General features: G+C 67.7%; 14 protein-coding genes. 7 read left to right on the top strand and 7 right to left on the bottom strand.

Features of this window, described 5'->3' with window-relative positions; translation table 11 throughout:
• Positions 1-59: 59 nt before the first annotated feature.
• Positions 60-947, bottom strand: a complete 888-nt coding sequence (locus QF036_RS07965; RefSeq protein ID WP_307100763.1) for a TatD family hydrolase — start codon at positions 945-947, stop codon at positions 60-62.
• Positions 948-1,135: 188 nt separating this feature from the next.
• Between QF036_RS07965 and QF036_RS07960 the strand changes: the two genes are divergently transcribed.
• The 4 genes from QF036_RS07960 to QF036_RS07945 all read left to right on the top strand — a co-directional run bounded on the left by QF036_RS07960 (position 1,136) and on the right by QF036_RS07945 (position 7,878).
• Positions 1,136-2,245, top strand: coding sequence for an AAA family ATPase (locus QF036_RS07960; RefSeq protein WP_307100761.1), 1,110 nt, complete (start codon positions 1,136-1,138; stop codon positions 2,243-2,245).
• A 14-nt stretch (positions 2,246-2,259) separates the two neighbouring features.
• Positions 2,260-3,684 (top strand): DUF58 domain-containing protein, encoded by a 1,425-nt coding sequence (locus QF036_RS07955; RefSeq protein WP_307100759.1) that lies wholly within the window; start codon positions 2,260-2,262, stop codon positions 3,682-3,684.
• On the top strand, positions 3,681-6,236 hold the full coding sequence (locus QF036_RS07950; protein ID WP_307100757.1) for a transglutaminase family protein: 2,556 nt from the start codon (positions 3,681-3,683) through the stop codon (positions 6,234-6,236). The genes QF036_RS07955 and QF036_RS07950 overlap by 4 nt, the downstream gene beginning before the upstream one ends.
• A 232-nt stretch (positions 6,237-6,468) precedes the next feature.
• Positions 6,469-7,878: an MFS transporter gene (locus QF036_RS07945; protein ID WP_307100755.1), complete on the top strand. Its 1,410-nt coding sequence runs from the start codon at positions 6,469-6,471 to the stop codon at positions 7,876-7,878.
• 93 nt (positions 7,879-7,971) lie between these two features.
• Here the strand turns inward: QF036_RS07945 and QF036_RS07940 are convergent, their stop codons facing one another.
• Complete coding sequence (locus tag QF036_RS07940) at positions 7,972-9,522, bottom strand: NAD-dependent succinate-semialdehyde dehydrogenase (protein ID WP_373460113.1); 1,551 nt, start codon at positions 9,520-9,522, stop codon at positions 7,972-7,974.
• A 224-nt stretch (positions 9,523-9,746) separates the two neighbouring features.
• Positions 9,747-10,568 (bottom strand): 16S rRNA (cytidine(1402)-2'-O)-methyltransferase, encoded by an 822-nt coding sequence (rsmI, locus tag QF036_RS07935; protein ID WP_043417645.1) that lies wholly within the window; start codon positions 10,566-10,568, stop codon positions 9,747-9,749.
• 191 nt (positions 10,569-10,759) lie between these two features.
• On the opposite strand from rsmI, the gene QF036_RS07930 reads away from it, so the two are divergent.
• Positions 10,760-12,466 carry a dolichyl-phosphate-mannose--protein mannosyltransferase gene (locus tag QF036_RS07930; protein WP_307100751.1) on the top strand — a complete coding sequence of 569 codons (1,707 nt, stop codon included), beginning with the start codon at positions 10,760-10,762 and terminating at the stop codon, positions 12,464-12,466.
• A 55-nt stretch (positions 12,467-12,521) separates the two neighbouring features.
• Entirely contained in the window at positions 12,522-14,351 is a 1,830-nt protein-coding gene (locus tag QF036_RS07925) for an AMP-dependent synthetase/ligase (RefSeq protein WP_307100749.1), read from the top strand.
• 24 nt (positions 14,352-14,375) lie between these two features.
• On the opposite strand, the gene QF036_RS07920 is transcribed toward QF036_RS07925, so the two are convergent.
• Positions 14,376-15,611 carry a TIGR01906 family membrane protein gene (locus QF036_RS07920; RefSeq protein ID WP_307100748.1) on the bottom strand — a complete coding sequence of 412 codons (1,236 nt, stop codon included), beginning with the start codon at positions 15,609-15,611 and terminating at the stop codon, positions 14,376-14,378.
• Positions 15,612-15,768: 157 nt separating this feature from the next.
• The gene (locus QF036_RS07915; protein WP_307100747.1) at positions 15,769-16,761 is read right to left on the bottom strand and encodes a stage II sporulation protein M; all 993 of its coding nucleotides are present in this window, start codon (positions 16,759-16,761) and stop codon (positions 15,769-15,771) included.
• A 70-nt stretch (positions 16,762-16,831) separates the two neighbouring features.
• Between QF036_RS07915 and QF036_RS07910 the strand changes: the two genes are divergently transcribed.
• On the top strand, positions 16,832-17,644 hold the full coding sequence (locus tag QF036_RS07910) for an RDD family protein (protein ID WP_307100745.1): 813 nt from the start codon (positions 16,832-16,834) through the stop codon (positions 17,642-17,644).
• 66 nt (positions 17,645-17,710) lie between these two features.
• Here QF036_RS07910 and QF036_RS07905 read toward each other — a convergent pair whose 3' ends face one another.
• On the bottom strand, positions 17,711-18,943 hold the full coding sequence (locus QF036_RS07905; RefSeq protein ID WP_307100743.1) for a L,D-transpeptidase: 1,233 nt from the start codon (positions 18,941-18,943) through the stop codon (positions 17,711-17,713).
• 152 nt (positions 18,944-19,095) lie between these two features.
• A complete protein-coding gene (ahcY, locus tag QF036_RS07900; RefSeq protein WP_307100741.1) occupies positions 19,096-20,577 on the bottom strand; it encodes an adenosylhomocysteinase in 1,482 nt (493 codons plus the stop codon).
• Positions 20,578-20,624 lie beyond the last annotated feature (47 nt).

The raw sequence follows: 20,624 nt of genomic DNA, 5'->3' as shown, positions 1-20,624 counted from the left end.
AAACCGGCCAAAATATTTGCCTACCAGGTATGTATTTTGGGATTGTTGCCTGCGGCGATTCAGGCCCAGGATCCGTACGCCCGCAGGGTATTTGCGCTGACTTGGGCGCAAAGTTTGGACAAGTCCGTCTCTGTCAATTCCGCCATTGCCCGCACGGTGTACGGCACCATATAGCTGGCGTTAGGGCGGCCGCGGTGCGGATGCGGAGTGAGGAACGGCGAGTCGGTTTCCACCAGCACCAACTCCGGGTCGGCCACGGCCAGCGCCTCCCTGAGGTTGGTGGCGTTCTTGAACGTGAGTGTCCCCGCGAAGGACATGAACCATCCTTCCCCGTTGCAGATCCGGGCGAGCTCTGCGTCCCCGGAAAAGCAGTGGAAAACTACCCGTTCCGGGGTGCCTTCCTCGCGCAGAACCTGGACCACGTCGTCGTGGGCGTCGCGGTCGTGGATCTGCAGGGTCCGGTCCAGCCGCTTAGCGATGTCGATGTGCCGGCGGAACGAGTAACGCTGGTGGGCCAGCCCCTCCCCTTCCGTGCGGAAGAAATCCAGGCCGGTTTCGCCGATGGCGCGCACGCGGGGGTGGGCGGCGAGCTCCTCGATCTCAGCCAGGGCGTCCTCAAGCTCACCGCGGGCGGCGTAGTCCGGCGCATCATTCGGATGGAGGGCCACGGCCCCCAAAAGGCGCGGATCCAGATCGACGGCGCGCACGGTAAACCTTGAGGATTCCAGGTCGCAGCCCACCTGCACGGCGCCGCAGACACCCACGGCTTCGGCTGCATCGAGGGCAGCCGCGATGTCCACCCGGACATCGTCAGTCGGGAAGTCCAGGTGCGTGTGGTTGTCCATCACGGGGACGGGCAACGGTTCGGGCGCCGGCGGGAAACCGCGCCTGCCGGAGCCGTCGGTGCCGGGAACCCGGTAGGGCCGGGGAATCAGGGAATGCCGCATTCCTCCAGCCTAGCGGCCGTCCCGGCTCCGCCTGACGCTCGGCATTACCCGGAGATTTACGGGGAACTCTCTGTTAGCCACGGCAGTTGTGTTAGTACGCTGGTTACGGACGGATGTGAGCGCCCAACGAGGGCAACGGCAGACCTCCGCCGCTTCGTTTTGCTTCACTCTGGGCTGAAAGGTTGCTGATGGAACCGCACCGACGCATCACGATCGACGAAGCACTTCCCGGCGGACAGGGCCTCACTGGAAGTGCTGCGCGCAACGTCAACCCGCTCAACGGACACAAAACTGTTCCCCTGGAAGCCCCGGCTTTCCGGGCCGCCAGCGAACGCATCCTCAGCGCCATCAACACCGTCATCGACGGCAAGGCCGAGGCCGCGAAGCTGGCGCTGACGGTCCTGCTGGCCCAGGGCCACCTGCTCCTGGAGGATGTCCCAGGGGTGGGCAAGACGCTGCTGGCGAAAACCCTGGCACGCACCATCGACTGTTCCGTCAGCCGTATCCAGTTCACACCCGATCTCCTCCCCTCGGATGTCACCGGCGTCTCCATCTATAACCAGTCCTCGCGCCAGTTCGAATTCCGTCCGGGCGCCGTGTTCGCGAACATCGTGATCGGCGACGAGATCAACCGGGCCTCCGCCAAGACGCAGTCCGCCCTGCTCGAATGCATGGAGGAGCACCAGGTCACGGTGGACGGACACTCCTACAAGCTCGGCGAACCCTTCATGGTGGTGGCTACCCAGAACCCCATCGAGATGGAAGGGACCTATCCGCTCCCGGAAGCCCAGCGGGACCGCTTCATGGCCCGGATCTCCATGGGGTACCCGGATAAGGACTCCGAGATCGAAATGCTCGAGACCCACCAGGCCACGTCCCCGCTGGCCCGGGTCAAGGCGGTCGTCACGGCAGCGGATGTCGCCGCCATGATCGCCACCGTCCAGCAGGTGTTCGTCTCCGAAGCCGTGAAGGAGTACACCGTGGCCGTCGGCCGGGCCACCCGTGACAGCGCCATGCTGCGCCTTGGGGCAAGCCCGCGGTCCCTGCTGCAGCTGCTCCGGGCCGCGAAGGCAACCGCGGCGCTGGATGGCCGTGATTTCGTGCTGCCGGATGACGTCGTGGCCGTTGCCGAGGCGGTGCTGGCGCACCGGATCATCCTGGACCGCAAGGCCGCCAGCACCGGCGAGACCCCGCAGGGCGTGATCCGCAGCGTCCTTGCCCGGATCCCGGTCAGCCAGGAGATGACGGACACGGCAAACGCCGGGCGGACCTCACCCGAACTCCGTCACAGCCACTAGTCAGGACCATCGCCGTGGCACTGCTGGACAGCCTCCCCCGACATCTCTTCAGCTCCCGGGGCTGGGGACTCCTGGCAGCCGGCGCCGTCTCGCTGCTGTGCGCCCAGGTCATGGGCCGCCGCGACCTTCTTGCCCTCGGCGTCCTGCTGGTTGTCCTCCCCCTCGTTTCACTGGCCGGCATCAGGGTGGTCAAGCCGCGGTTCCGGGTGTACCGGGAGTTCAGCCCTTCCACGGTCGAGACAGACTCCGTCACCACGGTCCGGCTCGCCGTCGCCCGGACCGGGCTGGGCACTGGCCGCGTCATCATGGAGGAGCGGTTGCCGCCACGGTTCGGTGAATCCCCGGCGTTCCGCTTTCCCGCCCGGTCCGCCTCGGGCGGCACCAGCCGCTATGAGTACCACCTGCGGTCGGGAAAGCGCGGACAGTTCACCATCGGCCCCGTCAGCGCCGAGTTCACGGACCCGTTCGGGCTGTCGCTGCACCGGCATTCGATCGACGACGGCGACACCCTCACGGTAACGCCGGCCGCCGTCGAACTCCCGCCCACCGGCCTTGCCGGCGCGCGGGGCAACGACGGCATCACGGCCACCCGGACCAGGGCCAACCCCAGCGACGACGACGTCATGACGCGCGAGTACCGGCACGGCGATCCGATGCGGCGGGTGCACTGGCCGGCCACTGCCCGGCACGGCGCCCTCATGGTCAGGCAGGAGGAATCTGTCACGACCCCCGAGGCCACGGTCATCCTGGACCACCGGTTCGTGGCCCATTCCTCGGGTTACGGCTCGGTGTTCAGCAGCCCAGGTGAGGACGGCAGCGACCTCGTCACCAGCGACACCTTTGAGTGGGCTGTTACGGCGGCCATGTCCGTGGGCGCCCACCTCGCCGAGCTCAACTACTCGCTGCGGTTCCTGGACGCGGCGGGTGAGCCCGCCTTCCACCGTTCGACGTCGGCCCCTGAGCCTGACAACGAGGAGTACAGCGGCGCGGCCGGCCTGCAGTCGATCGCCGAAAGCCTCGCCGCGATCCAGCTGACGGGGCCGCATCACGCGCGCAGGGACCATGACACCGCCCGCCGCGAACACGCAGGAAATGCCGACGCTGCCCAGTCCGTCTTTGACGACCGGCTGATGGACAAACTCGCGGCCCACCGGATGCGGGGCCCGGTCCTGGCGCTCCTCGGCAAGATTTCACTCGCGGAGGCGCGGGCCCTCGCTCCCGCAGCCGGCTACGCCGCCAACGCGTTTGCCGTGGTGATCACGGACAAACCCGCCGACTGCCACGACGTGCTCGAGGCCCTGCGGGTGGGCGGCTGGCGCGCTGTCGCCGTCGAGGCGTCCACCTCGCTGCCGGCCGCCTGGATGTATTTCGACGAGGGCGAGGCCGCGATGTGGACGGCTGCGGCGGACGTGCGCCGCGGGGCGGAGGTAGGGCGATGACACTGACATCACAACGGCAGCCGGGGGCTGATGCCCAGCCGCAGCCCGTTCCGGCGTCCCCCGGCAGCGGAAGGTTTGGGGCCGGTGCCTTTCCCTGGGTCATGGCCGGCGCAGTGGCGCTGTCCGTCTGCGGCGCGTCACTGTCCCTCAACGGGGTCCTTCGCGGCTGGGCGTGGTTCCTGCCGGTCCTGACCACGGTGGTGGTGGTCTCACTGACCATGGCCTTGCTCCGCACCTTCCGTGCCGCGCCCGTGCTGGTGGCCGCGGGAGGCCTTGCGTCCCTGGCCTTCATCCTGACCTTCACCTTCTTCCGGCGTGACAGCATTGCGGGTTTCCTCCCCTCGCAGGCCACCCTCGACGCGTTGGGCCGGCACCTCCGCCGGGCCAGTGAAACAGTGCTGGCCGAGAGCTCACCGGTAGCCCCCAACGCCGGCATCGTCCTGGTGACATGCGCCGCACTGGGACTAATCGTCATCCTCGTTGATGCGCTGGCCCTCCCCTTGGGCATGCCCGCCACGAGCGGACTCGGCCTGTTGGCGGTGCTGGTTGTTCCGGCCATGATCAAGCCCCAAAGCGTGGGCTGGCTGGGATTCGTGGTGACGGCGGCCGGCTATCTGGTGATCCTCGCCTCCAGCCAGTGGTTTGCCCCCGACGCGCGGACGGAGGCGGACACTGCCCGCAACCCGGGGCAGATCAGGCGGGCCGCCCTGACCGGAGCCGTGACCCTGGTGGTCACACTCCTGCTGCAGCTTGTGGTTCCCGGCTTCGACCAGGGCACGTTCCCCCAGGGCTCCCGGCTGAACCCCTGGGGTACAGCCACAGGACTGAACCCCATGATCAGCCTCGGCAACAGCCTGCGCACCCCGACGGGCGAGGGCAGGATCACCTACGCCACTAACGCCACCACGCCGCTTTACCTGCGCTCGGTCACAGTGGACCGGTTCGACGGCGAGTCCTGGTCCCCGGACGACCGCAATGCCAGCCGCCGGGCAGGCACCGGACGGATGGACGCAGGCCACGAGATCCTGGCACCCGAACAGACCCGGCAGGTGACGGTGGTGAACACCGGGGACTTCACCAGCCCCTACCTCCCCGTCCCGTACGCCCCCGAATCTGTCAACGGGCTGACCGGGCGGTGGAGCTGGGATCCTGCGACGTTGAGCATCAAGGGCACCGATACCAACTCCCGGAACCAGCAGTATCTGGTTCAGTCCTCGGTGCCGAAACTGACCACCGAACTGCTGGACGCGTCCTCCGCACCCGTCCAGGGCGTTCCGGAGGAGTTCATCCGGCCGCCGTCGAACGTTCCGGACATCGTTCGGACCACCGCTGAGTCCGTCACAGCAAACAGCCGGACAGCCTATGCCAAGGCGATGGCGCTCCAGAGGTTCCTGCGCGGCCCGGACTTTACCTATTCCCTGGAGTCGCCCGTCCAGGGCGGGTATGACGGAAACGGGCTGTCCGTCCTGGCGGATTTCCTGTCCCAGAAGAGCGGCTACTGCATCCACTTCGCGTCCGCCATGGCGGTCATGGCGCGGCTCGAAGGCATCCCGAGCAGGATCGCCGTCGGCTACGCACCGGGCAGGCAAACCGGGGCCACGGTGTCCGTTGCCGGCCAGGGGGCGCTGCCGGAGTTCGAAGTCGACGCCCGTGATGCCCACGCCTGGCCCGAGCTGTACTTCCAGGGCCTCGGCTGGGTTCCGTTTGAACCCACCCCTTCGCGCGGCGTGGTGCCGCCGTACGCGCAGGACTCGTCAACCTCGGGCGGCGCCAGCACCAACGACCAGAACAATGACGGCCTGGTGCCGAGCAACGGCGCCACGGCACCGTCGTCGACGCCGCCGGCACCGTTGCCCCTGCCGGGGGGCGGAACCGCCGACGCCGGGAACCAACTGGCGCCCGCGCTCTACACTGCCGCCGGGGTTCTGCTGCTGGTCCTCCTGGCCGCCTCACCCCGTCTGGTGCGCGGCGGCATCCGGGCAAGGCGCCTCAGGGGAACGGGCACCGGCAGGAACCGGCTGGCCGAGCCGCCGCTCGTCTGGTCGGAGCTCCAGGATCTGGCCACGGACTACGGCGTGCGTCCTGAACCGAGCGAGACCCCGCGGACATTCTCGGCCCGGCTGCGCGGGTCCCCGGCCATGCGTCTGCGGGCCGAGTCAAACCCCGTCGGAGCAGACACCGGAAGCGGAGCAGATACCGGAGGCAAATACTGGCCCGACGCCGAGACCGACCGGGCCGTGACCGTCCTGACGGATGCCTACGAGCGGCATCAGTATGGCCGGCCCGCGGCCCAGGACGGCTCGCGCCGCGGCCTGCCGGAGGAAACCGCCGTCGAGCACATCGGCCAGGTGCGGCGGGCGCTGCGTCGAAATGCCGGCATAGTCGGCCGGCTCCGTGCCGACTGGCTGCCGAGGTCGGTCCTCTCCCGCTGGGGATCCGTGGCCGGATGGCCTCTCCGCGTTTTGGGCCGGGCGGCGCGCCGGACGGGGCACGGCGCCTCGGTACTGTGGCGCAGGACCCGCAGCGGCCTTCGCCGCCTGCGGGAAGGCTAGCCGCCCGCTGAACCTGCCAGCGACACTCCCAACGTTTGACATGTGACCGCCGCCACCTTATCTTTGAGAAACGGGAAAGCGCATTCCAAAGGCATCGAAGCTTGGGAAAGCAGAGAAACTGTCCGTAAACCGCAGCAGCTTTGGCGGCGCGAGGCGCAACCTTCCCACCTGATCTGGCACCCAGCGACGGGGCAAATCCGGCGGGGCAGACGATTGTCCAAAGGAGGACGACATGAAGAGCGACACACACAAGCTACGGACTTCGGCTGAACCGCAACAGTCCGGCACGCACCGGACGAGCAGCACCAGGAAGGCTGCCGCCAGCGGCTGGGTGGGCAGCGCCCTCGAGTACTACGACTGGTTCATCTACGCCCAGGCCGCGGCCCTGGTCTTTCCCACCGTTTTCTTCCCGGCAGGAAACCCGACCGTCGCGCTGATCGCCTCGCTCGGAACATACGCGGTGGGCTACGTCGCCCGCCCGATCGGGGCATTCGTCCTTGGCCAGTGGGGCGACAAGCACGGCCGCAAGAACGTCCTGGTCCTGGCCATGCTGTTGATGGGCGTCTCAACCTTCGCGGTGGCCCTGCTGCCCACCTACGACCAAGTTGGCATCCTGGCCCCGGCCCTGCTGCTGGTCCTTCGCCTCGTCCAGGGATTCGCGGTGGCCGGGGAGCTGAGCGGGGCCAGCGCCATGATTGTGGAGCACGCACCCTTCGGCCGGCGCGGCTTCTATGCCAGCTTCGCCCTTCAGGGCACCCAGGCCGGGCAGATCATCGCCGCTGCCGTCTTCCTCCCGCTCTCGGCCGTGCTGTCCGCGGAGGACTTCCACGCCTGGGGCTGGCGCATCCCGTTCCTCCTCAGTGCCCTGGTGGTGTTCGCCGGCTACATGATCCGCCGCCGCGTTGAGGAGACGCCCGTCTTTGTGGAGGAGAAAGCGCACAAGGACGTTCCCAAGATGCCGGTGGTCCAGGTGCTGCGCGAAAGCGGGCTGAACGTGGTGCGGGCGGTCTGCATGACGCTGGTCAACGTGGTGGGCGTCACCGTTGCGGTCTTCGGCGCGGCCTACGCCACGCAGCCCGGGTACGGCATCGGCATGAGCACCACTGTCTATCTCTGGATCCCGGTGCTGGCCAACGTCGTCGCGCTGGCCCTCATCCCCTGGTTCGGCGACCTCTCGGACCGGTTCGGCCGGCGGCCGCTGATGATCGTCGGTTCACTGGGCTCCGGCGCACTTGCCTATGGGTACCTGTACGCGGTCAGCCAGAACAACGTGCCGCTGACCATCGTCCTCGCGATCCTCATGTGGGGCACGCTGTACCAGGTCTGGAACGCCACCTTCGCCAGCTTCTTCCAGGAGCTCTTCCCCTCCCGCACGCGGGTCACCGGGTTCGCCATCTCCCAGAACATCGGGCTCCTGATCACGTCGTTCCTGCCGAGCCTCTTCGCGGTGGTCGCTCCCCCGGGCTCGGCAAACGTTCCGCTCACCGTCGGCTCCATCTGCTTCGGCATCACCGTCATCGGGGCGATAGCGGCCTGGTCCGCCAAGGAGACGCACCGGATTCCGCTCCACCAGCTGGGTTCGCCGGACGCCACGCCGGTCTCCCGGGAGGAGTACGCAAGCGTCCGGGCTGCGGCCCGCTAACGCCGGGACAGCCACCGCCACGCAAAAAACGCACTGGCCCGCAGGATTCCTGCGGACCAGTGCGTTTTGCCGTTCTGTCCGGCGCCTGGCTTATTAGCCTGCGTAGGGGTCGGCGATGCCGATGTACTGCGTGTAGAGGTATTCCTCGATGCCCTCGAGGCCGCCTTCACGGCCCAGGCCGGACTGCTTGACGCCGCCGAAGGGTGCTGCAGCGTTGGAGACGACGCCGGCGTTCAGGCCGAGCATGCCGGTCTCGAGCCGCTCGCCCATCCGGATGCCGCGGTTGAGGTCCTTCGTGAAGACGTAGGCCACCAGCCCGTATTCGGTGTTGTTGGCCAGGCGTACAGCGTCGTCCTCGGAGGAGAAGGTGGTGATCGGGGCGACGGGGCCGAAGATCTCCTCGGACAGGATCCGGGTGCCTTCGCTGACGCCCTTCAGGATCGTGGGCTGGTAGAAGTACCCGGGCCCTTCGACCGGGGCGCCGCCCACCACGGCGGTGGCGCCGGCGGAGACGGCGTCGGTGACCAGTTCGTGCACCTTGTCCCGGCTCTTCGCGTCGATCAGCGGACCGACCTTGGATTCGGGCTCGGTGCCGCGGGCGGTAGTCATCTCCTTCATCTTCGCGGCGAACTTCTCTGCAAATTCGTCGGCCACGGACTCGTGCACGATGAAGCGGTTCGCGGCGGTGCAGGCCTCGCCCATGTTCCGCAGCTTGGCCAGCATGGCGCCGGCGACGGCGGCATCGACGTCGGCGTCCTCGAACACCACGAACGGGGCGTTTCCGCCCAGTTCCATCGAGGTCCGCAGGACCGTCTCGGAGGCGTCGGACAGCAGGCGGCGGCCCACCTCGGTGGACCCGGTGAAGGAGAGCTTCCGGAGGCGGGAGTCCTTGATCAGCGGGCCGGTGGTGGCGCCGGCCGTGGACGTGGGGATGACGTTCAGGACGCCGGCGGGCAGTCCGGCTTCCTGCATGACGGCAGCGAAGAGTTGTGAAGTCAGCGGGGTCAGGTTGGCGGACTTCAGCACCATCGTGCAGCCCGCTGCGACGGCCGGGGCGATCTTGCGGGTGGCCATGGCCAGCGGGAAGTTCCACGGCGTGATCAGCAGGCACGGGCCCACGGGCTTCTTGGTCACCAAAAGGCGGGACTTGCCGTCCGGGGAGACAGAGTAGCGGCCGAAAGCGCGGACGGCTTCCTCGGAGAACCAGCGCAGGAACTCGGCTCCGTAGGTGACCTCGCCGCGTGCCTCGGCCAGCGGCTTGCCCATTTCCAGCGTCATCAGCAGCGCGAAGTCCTCGGCGCGCTCGGTGACCAGGTCAAAGGCACGGCGCAGGATCTCGCCGCGCTCCCGCGGCGGCACCTTGGCCCATGATTCCTGGGCAGCGGCGGCCGCGTCCAGGGCAGCGGCGCCGTCCTCAGCGCCGGCGTCGGCGATGCTCAGCAGTGTCTTCCCGGTAGCGGGATCCTCGACGTCGAACGTCTTGCCCGACGCCGCGGGACGCCACTCGCCGTTGATGAGCAGGCCGGTGGGAACAGACGCGAGCAATTCGCTTTCGCGTTCTGCGGTAGCAGTGGACTGTGTGGTAACAGACACGGTGACTCCCTCGTCAGCAATCGGATTGCCGGTTATGTGCAGCTCCCGCATGCGGCGTGCCGCCGCCTGCCGCCCGCTGCTAGCTTGGCTGGATTAATGCCACGGTACTGCCGGGATCTCCGCAGTGTCTACGCTTCGGCGCACTGCCCGTGGCGCCATTCGTTGTGCAGCTGCACAGCCGCTCCGCCAGCACCGCCGGCGGCTGGAAGCGCACCGCCGGACGGCGGCAACAGGCTCACCAGCACCGCCGCGGCGGGGTCACCGGGTCGGGTAGGTCACCGCGCCGCGAGCACGGCGGAGTACAGTTCCCGCTTGCTGACGCGGGTTTCCTCGGCGACAGCCGCCACGGCTTCCTTGAGCCGGACGCCCTTGGCCACGAGTTCGTTGACGGCGGCGACGCCGTCCTCCGGGGAGCCAGGGGCACGCTCCGGCGCGCCTGCCACCACGACGGCGATCTCGCCGCGCACCTCGCTGGTCTCCGCCCACTGCAGCATCTCGCGGAGCGAGCCGCGGAGGACTTCCTCGTAGGTCTTGGTGAGTTCCCGGCAGACCGCCGCGCGCCGATCCGGACCGAAGCGCTCGTGCAGCGCCCGCAGCATGGCCTCCAGCCGGTGCGGGGCCTCAAAGAAGACCATGGTGCGGCGTTCGGCGTCGAGATCCGCCAGGCGGGCGGCGCGTTCGCCGGCCTTCCGCGGGAGGAAGCCTTCGAAACAGAACCTGTCGGTGGGCAGGCCGGACAGGGCCAGCGCGGTGAGGACGGCCGACGGTCCGGGGACGGCCGTGACCGTGAGGCCGGCGGCCACAGCGCCTTCGACGAGCCGGAAGCCGGGGTCGGAGACAGCGGGCATGCCGGCGTCGGTGACCATGACAAGGGTTTTCCCGGCGCGGACCTGCTCCAGGAGCTCCGCGGTCTTGGTGGCCTCGTTGTGCTCGTGGTAGCTGATGATCCGCCCGCTCACGGCGACGTCCAGGCTCTGCACCAGGCGGTGCAGGCGGCGGGTGTCTTCGGCAGCCACGATATCCGCCGTGGCCAGCAGCTCCACCAGCCTTGCTGAAGCGTCGCCCACATTGCCGATGGGTGTTGCCGCCAGGACGATCCGTCCCGGACCGCCGCTGCGGAGGTCCGGCTGCCTTCCGCCGGCGGTGCCTGCCGGTTCTGCACTGCTGGAAGGGTCGGAACTGCTGTCAGGGGCGGTGCTCGCATCATGGTCCACGGATCCAGCCTACTGCCGCCCGGACTACTCACCTCTCTCAGGTTCCAAGCAGCCGCAAACGGTAGCATGGGCTCGTGACGCAGACCTCCGTGCGGCCTGACGGGGCCGAACCAGCAAGTACCCCGGCTTTCGCACCCGCCACGGAAGGCCGCGGCCCGCACGTGAAGCGCTGGATCAGCCGCCCCTCGGAGGCCTTCACGGCGGACGCCCTCACCCGGCGCCTGATCGGCGGCATCCGCACCTGGCGGGACTACCCGCCGTCGCTCCGGCTCTGGTTCTGGCTGGTTCCCGCCTTGACCGCCGTTGTGGGCGGGATCCTGAGGTTCGTCCGGCTGGATGTCCCCCGCAGCCTCGTATTTGACGAGACGTACTACGTCAAGGACGGCTACTCGCTGCTGGTGAGCGGCTATGAGCGGAGCTGGCCGGACAAGGCCAACGACGCATTCGTGGCCGGCAACCCCAACGTGCTGCTGAACACCCCCGAATACGTCGTGCACCCGCCCGTGGGCAAGTGGATGATCGCGGCCGGCATGTGGCTGTTCGGCGCTGACAATCCCTTCGGCTGGCGGTTCGCCGCGGCACTGACCGGCACCCTGTCCGTCGCCCTCGTCGCGCTGATAGCCCAGAAACTCTTTGGCTCCCTGATCCTGGGAGCAGCAGCCGGGCTGCTGCTCGCCGTCGACGGCCACCACCTCGTCATGTCCCGCACGTCGCTGCTGGACATCTTCCTCATGTTCTGGGTCCTGGCGGCATTCGGCGCGCTGTTGCTGGACCGCGACGACGGCCGGCGCCGGCTGGCCGCCAGGCTCGGCAGGCAGGCGGCCGCCTCCCCCTCAGGCAGGCCATCAGCGCTCCAGCTCCTGTCCGGCCCGTGGCTGGGCATCCGCTGGTGGCGGCTTGCGGCGGGCGTCTGCCTGGGCCTGGCCGTGGGCACCAAGTGGTCGGCGCTGTTTTTCCTGGCCGGTTTCGGGCTCCTGACGGTCTTCTGGGACCTGAGCGCCCGCCGGATCGCCGGGATACGCGGCTGGGTCAGCGCCGGAATCATCAAGGACGGCCTCCCGGCCTTCCTCAGCATCGTGCCCGTGGCGGCCGTGACGTACGCCGTCAGCTGGACGGGGTGGTTCCGGTCCACCGATGCCTACTACCGGCGGTGGGCGGAGACGAACCCCAGCGCGGAATGGGGCTGGCTGCCGGACTCCGTGCGGTCCCTGGCGCACTACCACCTTGAAGCGTACAAGTTCCACCAGGGGCTCAGCTCGGAACATCCGTACGAGGCGAGCGCCTGGAGCTGGCTGGTGATGGGCAGGCCCACCTCGTTCTTCTACGAGTCCCCCAAACAGGGCACCCCCGGCTGCGATTTCACCAACTGCACCTCGGCCATCCTGTCCGTCGGCAACCCGCTGATCTGGTGGAGCGCCGCCATCTCGCTGGTGATCCTTCTGTTCTGGTGGGCTGGCAGGCGCGACTGGCGCGCCGGGGCCATACTGGCCGCCGTCGGCTCCGGCTACCTGCCGTGGTTCATGTACCCGGAACGCACCATGTTCTTCTTCTACGCGGTGTCCTTCGAGCCCTTCCTGGTCCTGGCGCTCGTGTACTGTCTGGGCCTGGTATTGGGCAAAACGGGCGACCCGCCGTGGCGGCGGCGTTCCGGGCTGTACGGGGTTGCCCTGTTCGTCGTGGCGGCGGTCCTGATCTCGTCCTTCTTCTACCCGGTCTGGACCGCCGAAATGATCACCTACCAGGACTGGCGGCTCAGGATGTGGATGCCCTCCTGGATCTGAGGCACGATTGCAGGTGGAGCCCCGACGTGATCATCAACGAAATGGAGACCCGCCTGTGAGGGAAGCAAGCACGGAACTGATGGTTGCCCTGGAGGACAGCAGCAACGTCACCGACCTGCTCCTGGACTGCTACCGGCACAATCCTTCGCACGCCGTCTACGCCCGCCGGGACGCCAGCGGCTGGCAGAATGTCACGGCCGGGCACTTCCTGGACCAGGTCACGGCACTGGCCAAAGGCCTCATTGCCGGCGGCCTGGCACCCGGGGACACCGTGGCGGTCCTTTCTGCCACGCGCTACGAGTGGACACTGGTGGATTTCGCCATCTGGTTTGCCGGCGGCGTGACTGTGCCCATCTACGAAACCTCCTCGGCGAGCCAGGTGGAGTGGATCCTGTCGGACTCAGGCGCCGGGCGGGTCTTCGTTGAGGACCGGCAGAAGGCGGCGCTGCTGGACCAGGTCCTCTCCGCCTCCAGCGTCTTGGCCGGCCGCCTGGTGCCGGTGGTCCGGATGGATTACAACGGCGACGCCCCCAACCTTGCCAGCCTCGCCGCCGCGGGGGCCGGGGTATCAGACGCCGAACTGGAGCGGCACCGCTCGGCAGCCGCGTTGTCGGATGTGGCGTCCCTCGTCTATACGTCCGGAACCACCGGCAGGCCCAAAGGCTGCGAGATCACGCATGGAAACTTCGCCCTCGTGGCCCGGAACATCGTGGCCTTCCTGCCCGAACTGCTGCAGCAGGAGAACGCCAGGACCCTGATGTTCCTGCCGTTGGCCCACGTGCTGGCCAGGGCCGTCCAGGTGGTGTGCCTCACCGCCGGTGTCACTCTCGGCCACACCTCGGGGAACGCGCAGCTGCTTGATGACCTGGGAACCTTCAAGCCGACCTTCCTGCTCGCCGTGCCCCGCATCTTCGAGAAGATCCACGCCGGAGCGGAACAGAAGGCGAAGGATGCCGGGAAGTCGCGGCTGTTCAGTGCCGCCGCGGGGGTGGCCGTCCGCTACTCGCAGGCGCTGGATGCCGCCGCGCGCGGCGAGGGCAGCGGCCCGCGCGCCACGCTGCGGGCCCAGCACGCACTGTTCGACCGTCTCGTGTATCCCAAGCTGCGCCAGGTATTCGGCGGCAATATGAAGTACGCCGTTTCCGGCGCGAGCCCGCTCAATGCCCGCGATGCGCACTTCTTCAGGGGCGCCGGGATCGCCGTGCTCGAAGGCTACGGCCTGACGGAGACAACCGCGCCGTGCACAGCGAACACCGCCGGCCTCGCCCGGGTGGGAACGGTGGGGATCCCGGCGCCGGGCACCACCATCCGCATCGCCGAGGACGGTGAGGTCCTGGTCAGCGGCATCGGCGTGTTCAAGGGCTACCACGCGAACGAGGCGGCTAACGCCGAGGCGTTCACCGACGGCTTTTTCCGTACCGGGGACCTGGGCTCCCTGGACGCCGACGGGTTCCTCACCATCACGGGCCGTAAGAAGGACCTGCTGGTCACGGCGGCCGGTAAAAACGTCGCTCCCGGTCCGCTTGAGGAGAAGATCCGCGAACACCCGCTGGTGGGCCACGCCGTGGTGGTGGGTGACGGGAAGCCGTTCGTTTCAGCCCTGGTCAACCTCGACCCCGAAGGCCTCGAGCGCTGGTGCACCGCACATGGCGTTCCCCTGCTCAGCCCCGCGGAAGCCTGCACGGACCCCGCGGTACGCGGTGCCATCCAGGAAGCGGTGGACCAGGCCAACGGCCTCGTGTCCAAAGCCGAATCCATCCGCAAGTTCCAGGTCCTGGAGGCAGCCTTCACCGTGGAGTCCGGGCACCTGACGCCCTCCCTCAAACTCAAGAGGGCCGCCGTCGTCAAGGACTTTGCAGCGGAAATCGAGCAGCTGTACGGCTGAGCAGACCCATCTGCCGGGAAGCCGCTACAGGTTCACGGGCCGTACGGTGCCTGCCTGCGGAGCGTCGTCGTCGTTCACGTCGCTGCCATCCGCGCCGTCACCCTTGCGGCCCTTCCGTGCCGGTGCCAGGCCGCGGCGCCTGCGGGTGGGCCAGGTCAGAATCAACGTCACCACAGCGGTAATCAGGACAAGCGCGGCGATGACCAGTCCGGCGTCGATCCAGAACTGCCCGGGGAAGAGCCGGATGAGCGTATCCTCCAGCGCAAACGTCCAGGATCCGGCGGCGAAGAAGATGCGGTGGAACTCGGTGAAGAACTGCTGCCAGCCGAGGGCGGCGAGCGTGCCCAGGCCGATGATGAGCACTAGCGTCACGATGGAGCCGGCGAACAGCCCCCGGCGCACTCCGCCGGGCGTGCGCCGCCGCAGGTAGATGATCGCGATGATGCTGATCAGGATCAGCAGTGCCCCGGCCCCGAAGGCGGACAGGAAGACGAGCTTCACGTCGGCCATGTGGCTGACCTCGCCGTCTTTGAACAGCTTTTCGCCGCTGCGGTTAACCAGTTCGCCCAGGTAGCGCGGACCGGACCAGTTGCTCAGGTAGTCCACGGCGTAGGAGCCGTACGTCATGCGGTCGTCCGCGTTGAAGCCGTAGCCGTCCCCGGGGAAACCGGGCCGGTGGTACTCGGCCCACAGGAAGAGCGGGCTGGTCACGGCGCGCACGGCAAGGACCAGGAGGATCACCGGATAGAAAATGGCCAGCAGGACCTGGAGGAACCGGGGCAGCACCGGCTTGGCTCTTGCTGCCTGCTCGCGCTGGGCGTTGCGGCGCTCCACTTCCTCCTGCGGCGGGCGCACCTGCAGGGCGGAGGTGGGGAGCGGCTCGCTGTAGTGGGTGCCCATGGAGGAGGAACGGACCATGGACGGAGCATCGGACCGGGACGGCTGGCCTGCATCCGCGCTCCGGTCAGTTTCGGCACTCTCGGCGGCGGCCGCCTCAGCAGCCTTCCGGTCCGCGCGGCTTTCCGGCTGGCCGGCTGCAGAACCGGCTGCCGGATCTGCAGCCGGACCTCCTGCAGGAGCAGAGGCGGAACGTGCAGGACCGGGGGCGCCCTCCCCCTCAGCGGCGCGGGCTGCAGGCGCGGGCTTCATCCATTCAAACGCCGGCTCGTCGGTGTCCTCCGCGGGAACCAGAGCGGGGTTCGCCGCTGGATCCAGCCGCGGATCAAGGCGTCCGGACGGTGTCGGAGTATTGTCTTTCACTGCAGCTTCACTTCCGTAGGCGTCCACGCTCCAGGGCCACCGGTAAGGCCGGGGCCACGCAGCGCTTTGTATCTCCCCAAGAGCCTACCGTCAGCCGCTCCGGCACCGCGATGTGCCACCCCGCCGCCTGCGTCGAATATTCGGCTGGCGGTAAAAATCAGGCCGTAAGCTCTGTGTAGCCGGTGTCCTGGCTGCCCAGATCACCGCGGGCGCCGGCGCGGTAGGCCCGTCCCCCGCAGACCAGCACATATAACCAGTATGCCGCCAGCACAGCCGCGCCGATACTGATCTTTGCCCACACCGGCAAGGTACTGGGCGTAACAAAGCCCTCCACGAGGCCCGAGACAAACAGCACCAAAACAAGGCCCAGCGCCACCGTGATCATGGACCGGCCCTCTGCTGCAACAGCGCGGGACCGGGTCCGGGGGCCCGGCGACACCATGGCCCAAAAGATTCTCAGCCCGGCCGCACAGGCCACGAACACCGCCGTCAGCTCCATGAGGCCGTGCGGCAGGATGTAGCTGAAAAACACGTCAGTCTTCCCCACCGCGGCAAACATCCCCGCGGCCACCCCCACACCCTGTGCGTTGGCGAACAGGATCATGGGCACCCAGAAGCCGGTGATGCCCAGCGCCACAGCCTGGGCACTGATCCAGGCGTTGTTGGTCCAGACGGCGCCGGCGAACGACGCCGCCGGATTCTCCGAGTAGTAGTCGATGAAGTCCTCCTCGACGTACCGCTGGACTTCCGCTTCCGAGGCAACAGCACGCAGGGCCTCGGGTGAGGTGCCAATCCACAGTGCGAAAGCACAGCCGACAAGGCAGAACGCGGCGCCGCAGGCCACCGTCAGCCAGCGGATCCGGTACAGAGCGGCCGGAAGGGACAGCACGAAGAACTGCGCCAGGTCTTCCATGAAGTTCGACCGCGCACCGGTGAAGCGGGTGCGCGCCTGCGCCAGCGTGGCAGAAAGCGACGCGGACAGGCCGCTTTCGGGCCCGGTGGAACGCAGCAGGGAGAGGTGGGCGGAGGTCACCTGGTACAGGCGCAGCAGTTCATCGGCGTCGGCACCGCTCAGGCGCCGCTTGTTCGCAAGATGATGCAGCCGCGACCATGTGTCCGAGTTGACGGCGGCGAAGGCGTCCATGTCCACGCTCCTACCCTAGCCTGCGGAGAACTAGACTTTAGGCGACCGGTAGCCGGAACAACGTACGGGGCAGGAATTGAGTCCACTCATCACAGGCGAGGCAGTCGTCCTGGAACTCCGTCCGGCGTCCTTCGCTGCCCGCTCACTCGGTCTTGTTCTCGACGTCGTGGTGCATTCCGCGCTGCTGATCGCCATCCTGATGGCAATGGGCGCTGCCCGGGATGAACTGGACGAGGCGGCTGCCGGGGCGCTCACCCTGGTCAGCGTGGTGCTGTGCTTCGTCATTGTCCCGGCGACGGTGGAGACCCTGACCCGGGGCCTCTCGCTGGGGAAACTGGCGGCCGGACTGAGGATAGTGCGTGACGATGGCGGGGCCATCCGTTTCCGCCATGCGGTCATCAGGGCGCTGATCGGCTTCCTGGAGATCTACCTGACCTTCGGCGGCGTCGCCATCGCCGTCGCGCTCTTCGACGGCAGGTCCCGCCGGCTCGGTGACATCGTGGCGGGCACCTATTCACTGCGGCGCCGGGTCCCGGTGGAACCCGCAATCGTCCCCGTCACTCCGCGGCACCTCGCCGCCTGGGCGGAAGCCGCGGACATCGGCCGGATTCCGGATGCCCTGGGACGGCGTGCCGGGCAATTCATGCGCCAGGCGCCACGGATGTCGCCCCTGTCGCGCAGCGGCATGGCCGCAGCCCTCGCCACGGAGATATCCGGATATGTGGCACCGTCACCGCCGCCCGGAACCACACCCGACGACTACCTGGCTGCCGTGCTGGGCGAACGCCGCACACGCGAACTCCGCCGGCTGGGCGCGGCACGCGTAGAAAGCAACCGGATCGGGGAACGGCTGCGCCGGCTCCCGTTCACGGCGGCCCGGGACAGCTAGTCCCGGGACAGCTAGTACTGCCTCTGACGCTTCGCGTCCTGCGTTTACCGCTTCGCGTATTGGCGTTTACCGCTTCGCGTATTGGGCCCAGGGAATGTTCCAGTCGCCGTAGCCCTCGAGCGGCTCGACGGGGGCGGCGCCCGTATTCAGGACCTGGACGACGTCGCCGGACTTCATGTTGTTGAAGAACCAGGCGGCGTCCACGGGCAGCAGCCCGACACAGCCGTGGGAGACGTTGGATACGCCCACGTAGCCCCATGCCGATTCGAGCGCCTGGTGGACATAGACGCCGGAGGACGTGAGCCTGTTGGCGTACTCCACGGTCAGCGGCGGGTAGTAGCCCTTGTCGCCGGGCTTCAGGCCGATGCTGCCCGCGTTGAACTTGGAATGCCGTTCCTGCTCCATGATCACGGCGTAGCCGGACGGGGAAAGCCAGTCGGAGCCGCCCAGGGTAACGGGCGCGGTCCTGACCAGCTTGCCGTCGAAGTAGACCTTCATGGTCTTGGTGTTGTCATCAACCACTGCCAGGCGCTGCTGGCCCACCTTGAACTGCACTTTGGCGTTGAAGTTGCCGATCATGCCCTTGCCGAAGTCCACCCCGAACAGCTTCATGTCCACGGTGACCTGGGTGTTGGATGCCCAGAACTTCTCGGGGCGGATGCGCACCTTCTGGTCCGAGTACCAGTGCCAGGCGACGGGCTGCTTGGAGGAGACAGTGATCTTGACGGCCTTTTCAACCGCCGCCTTGTTGGTGACGGGTTCGCTGAAGACGATGTCGATGGGCTGTCCTGCGCCAACTGTGGAGCCGTTCTCCGGGTACACGGCGGCGTCCGCCTCATTGGCCGGCGCCACGGTGGTGAAGGTCTGGACCTTCTTGGTTTCCCGGCCCGCCTCGTCCACGATGGTGTAGCTGTACTTGTACGGCGTGTTGAAGAGCAGCGGGTCCACGGCCGTCCACGTGCTGCCGTCGGCGCTCACAGTGCCCTTGACGGCTTCTCCCCCGGCGGCCGGGACCAGCACGACGTCCTGGACGCGGCCGTTGACAGCCTTGACGGAGGGCGCCACCGCGGGGTTTACGCCTTTGGCGCCGTCGAGCGGTGTCACGCCCAGTTCGACGGCCTTGACCACGGGGGTAGCCAGGCCCGGTTCGTTGCGGACGGGGCTGGAAGCCTCGGATTGCGGTGCGGGGTTGGCCCAGCCGGGCGCGGTGGCGACGCCGATACCGCCGGCTGCGACGGCAGCGCAAATGGCAACGACGGCGATAATTTTGCCGGTTTTCCGGTTGTTCTTTTCCGTCATGACTGGTTTCTCCGTGTCCACCGGGCTGCCGATCGGCATCCGTCCGTGTGCCCAGCGGTAACGCTGACCAGCCAATTTTATCGCACGGCGGAGCTAACCCCGGCCGCCGTGGAGTTCCACGGCGCGCCGGGGTGCTGCGTTAAGGCCTGCGGCTAGTAGCGGTAGTGCTCGGGCTTGTACGGGCCGGCCACGTCCACGTCCAGGTAGTCGGCCTGGTCCTTGGACAGTTCGGTCAGCTCAACACCCAGGGCATCGAGGTGCAGGCGTGCGACCTTCTCGTCGAGGATCTTGGGCAGCACGTAGACCTGGTTTTCGTATTCCCGCTCGCCTTCGGGCTGGTCCTTCTTGGTGAACAGCTCGATCTGCGCGATGGTCTGGTTGGCGAAGGAGTTGCTCATGACGAACGACGGGTGGCCGGTGGCGTTGCCCAGGTTCAGCAGCCGCCCTTCGGACAGGACGATGATGGACCGGGTGCTGTCCGCCGAGTCGCCGCCAAAGACCCATTCGTGGACCTGGGGCTTGATCTCGACCTTCCGGATGCCGGGGATCCGGCCGAGGCCCGCCATGTCGATTTCGTTGTCGAAGTGCCCGATGTTGCCCACGATAGCCTTGTTCTTCATGCCGGCCATGTGCTCGGCCATGATGACGTCCTTGTTGCCCGTGGTGGTGATGAAGATGTCCCCCTGGTCCAGCACGCTCTCCAGCTTGGCCACCTGGTAGCCGTCCATGGCTGCCTGAAGCGCACAGATGGGATCGATTTCGGTGACGATAACGCGGGCGCCCTGGCCGCGGAGCGCCTCGGCGGCACCCTTGCCGACGTCGCCGTAGCCACAGACGACGGCGACCTTGCCGCCGATGAGGACATCGGTGGCCCGGTTGAGGCCGTCCGGCAGCGAGTGCCGGATGCCGTACTTGTTGTCGAACTTACTCTTCGTCACGGAGTCGTTGACGTTGATGGCCGGGAAGAGCAGCTTGCCCTGTTCGGCGAGCTGGTAGAGGCGGTGCACGCCCGTGGTGGTTTCCTCGCTGACGCCGTGGATGCCGGCGGCGAGCCGGGTCCACTTCTTCGGGTCCTCGGCCAGCGTCCGGCGCAGGACGTCAAGGACGATCCCGTATTCCTCGGGGTCGTTGGCCGTGGCGGCCGGAACGGCCCCGGCTGCCTCGAACTCCACGCCGCGGTGCAGCAGCAGCGTGGCGTCGCCGCCGTCGTCGAGAATCATGTTCGGGCCCAGCTCAGGGTTCGTGTCGGCACCGGGCCAGGTGAGGATCTGCTCAGCGGTCGACCAGTATTCCTCCAGCGTTTCGCCCTTCCAGGCAAACACGGGAACGCCCTGCGGGTTCTCCACGGTGCCGGTGCCCACAACCACTGCGGCGGCGGCCTCGTCCTGGGTGGAGAAGATGTTGCAGGAGGCCCAGCGGACCTCGGCGCCGAGTGCGGTGAGGGTCTCGATGAGCACTGCGGTCTGCACAGTCATGTGCAGCGACCCGGCGATGCGGGCGCCCTTGAGGGGCTGGCTCGGTCCGAATTCCCTGCGCAGCGACATGAGCCCCGGCATCTCGTGCTCGGCGAGGCGGATCTGGTGGCGCCCGGCCTCGGCCAGGGAGATGTCGGCAACCTTGTAATCGAACGTCATGGGAATCCTTTGCTGTGTCCGGCGTCTAGCCTTCTGCGGTGCTGGCT

Source organism: Arthrobacter globiformis, assembly GCF_030817195.1.
GTDB lineage: Bacteria > Actinomycetota > Actinomycetes > Actinomycetales > Micrococcaceae > Arthrobacter > Arthrobacter globiformis_D.
Note: the sequence above shows the minus strand (reverse complement) of the source record. Positions and strands in the feature narration are given on the sequence as shown.

What these genes read in the sequence shown, in the direction of transcription:
- QF036_RS07945 (WP_307100755.1), top strand. Translation starts at nt 6,469, where the DNA reads ATGAAGAGCGACACACACAAGCTACGGACTTCGGCTGAACCGCAACAG.
- QF036_RS07960 (WP_307100761.1), top strand. Translation starts at nt 1,136, where the DNA reads ATGGAACCGCACCGACGCATCACGATCGACGAAGCACTTCCCGGCGGA.
- QF036_RS07965 (WP_307100763.1), bottom strand. Translation starts at nt 947, where the DNA reads ATGCGGCATTCCCTGATTCCCCGGCCCTACCGGGTTCCCGGCACCGAC.
- QF036_RS07940 (WP_373460113.1), bottom strand. Translation starts at nt 9,522, where the DNA reads ATGCGGGAGCTGCACATAACCGGCAATCCGATTGCTGACGAGGGAGTC.
- ahcY (WP_307100741.1), bottom strand. Translation starts at nt 20,577, where the DNA reads ATGACGTTCGATTACAAGGTTGCCGACATCTCCCTGGCCGAGGCCGGG.
- QF036_RS07950 (WP_307100757.1), top strand. Translation starts at nt 3,681, where the DNA reads ATGACACTGACATCACAACGGCAGCCGGGGGCTGATGCCCAGCCGCAG.
- QF036_RS07905 (WP_307100743.1), bottom strand. Translation starts at nt 18,943, where the DNA reads ATGACGGAAAAGAACAACCGGAAAACCGGCAAAATTATCGCCGTCGTT.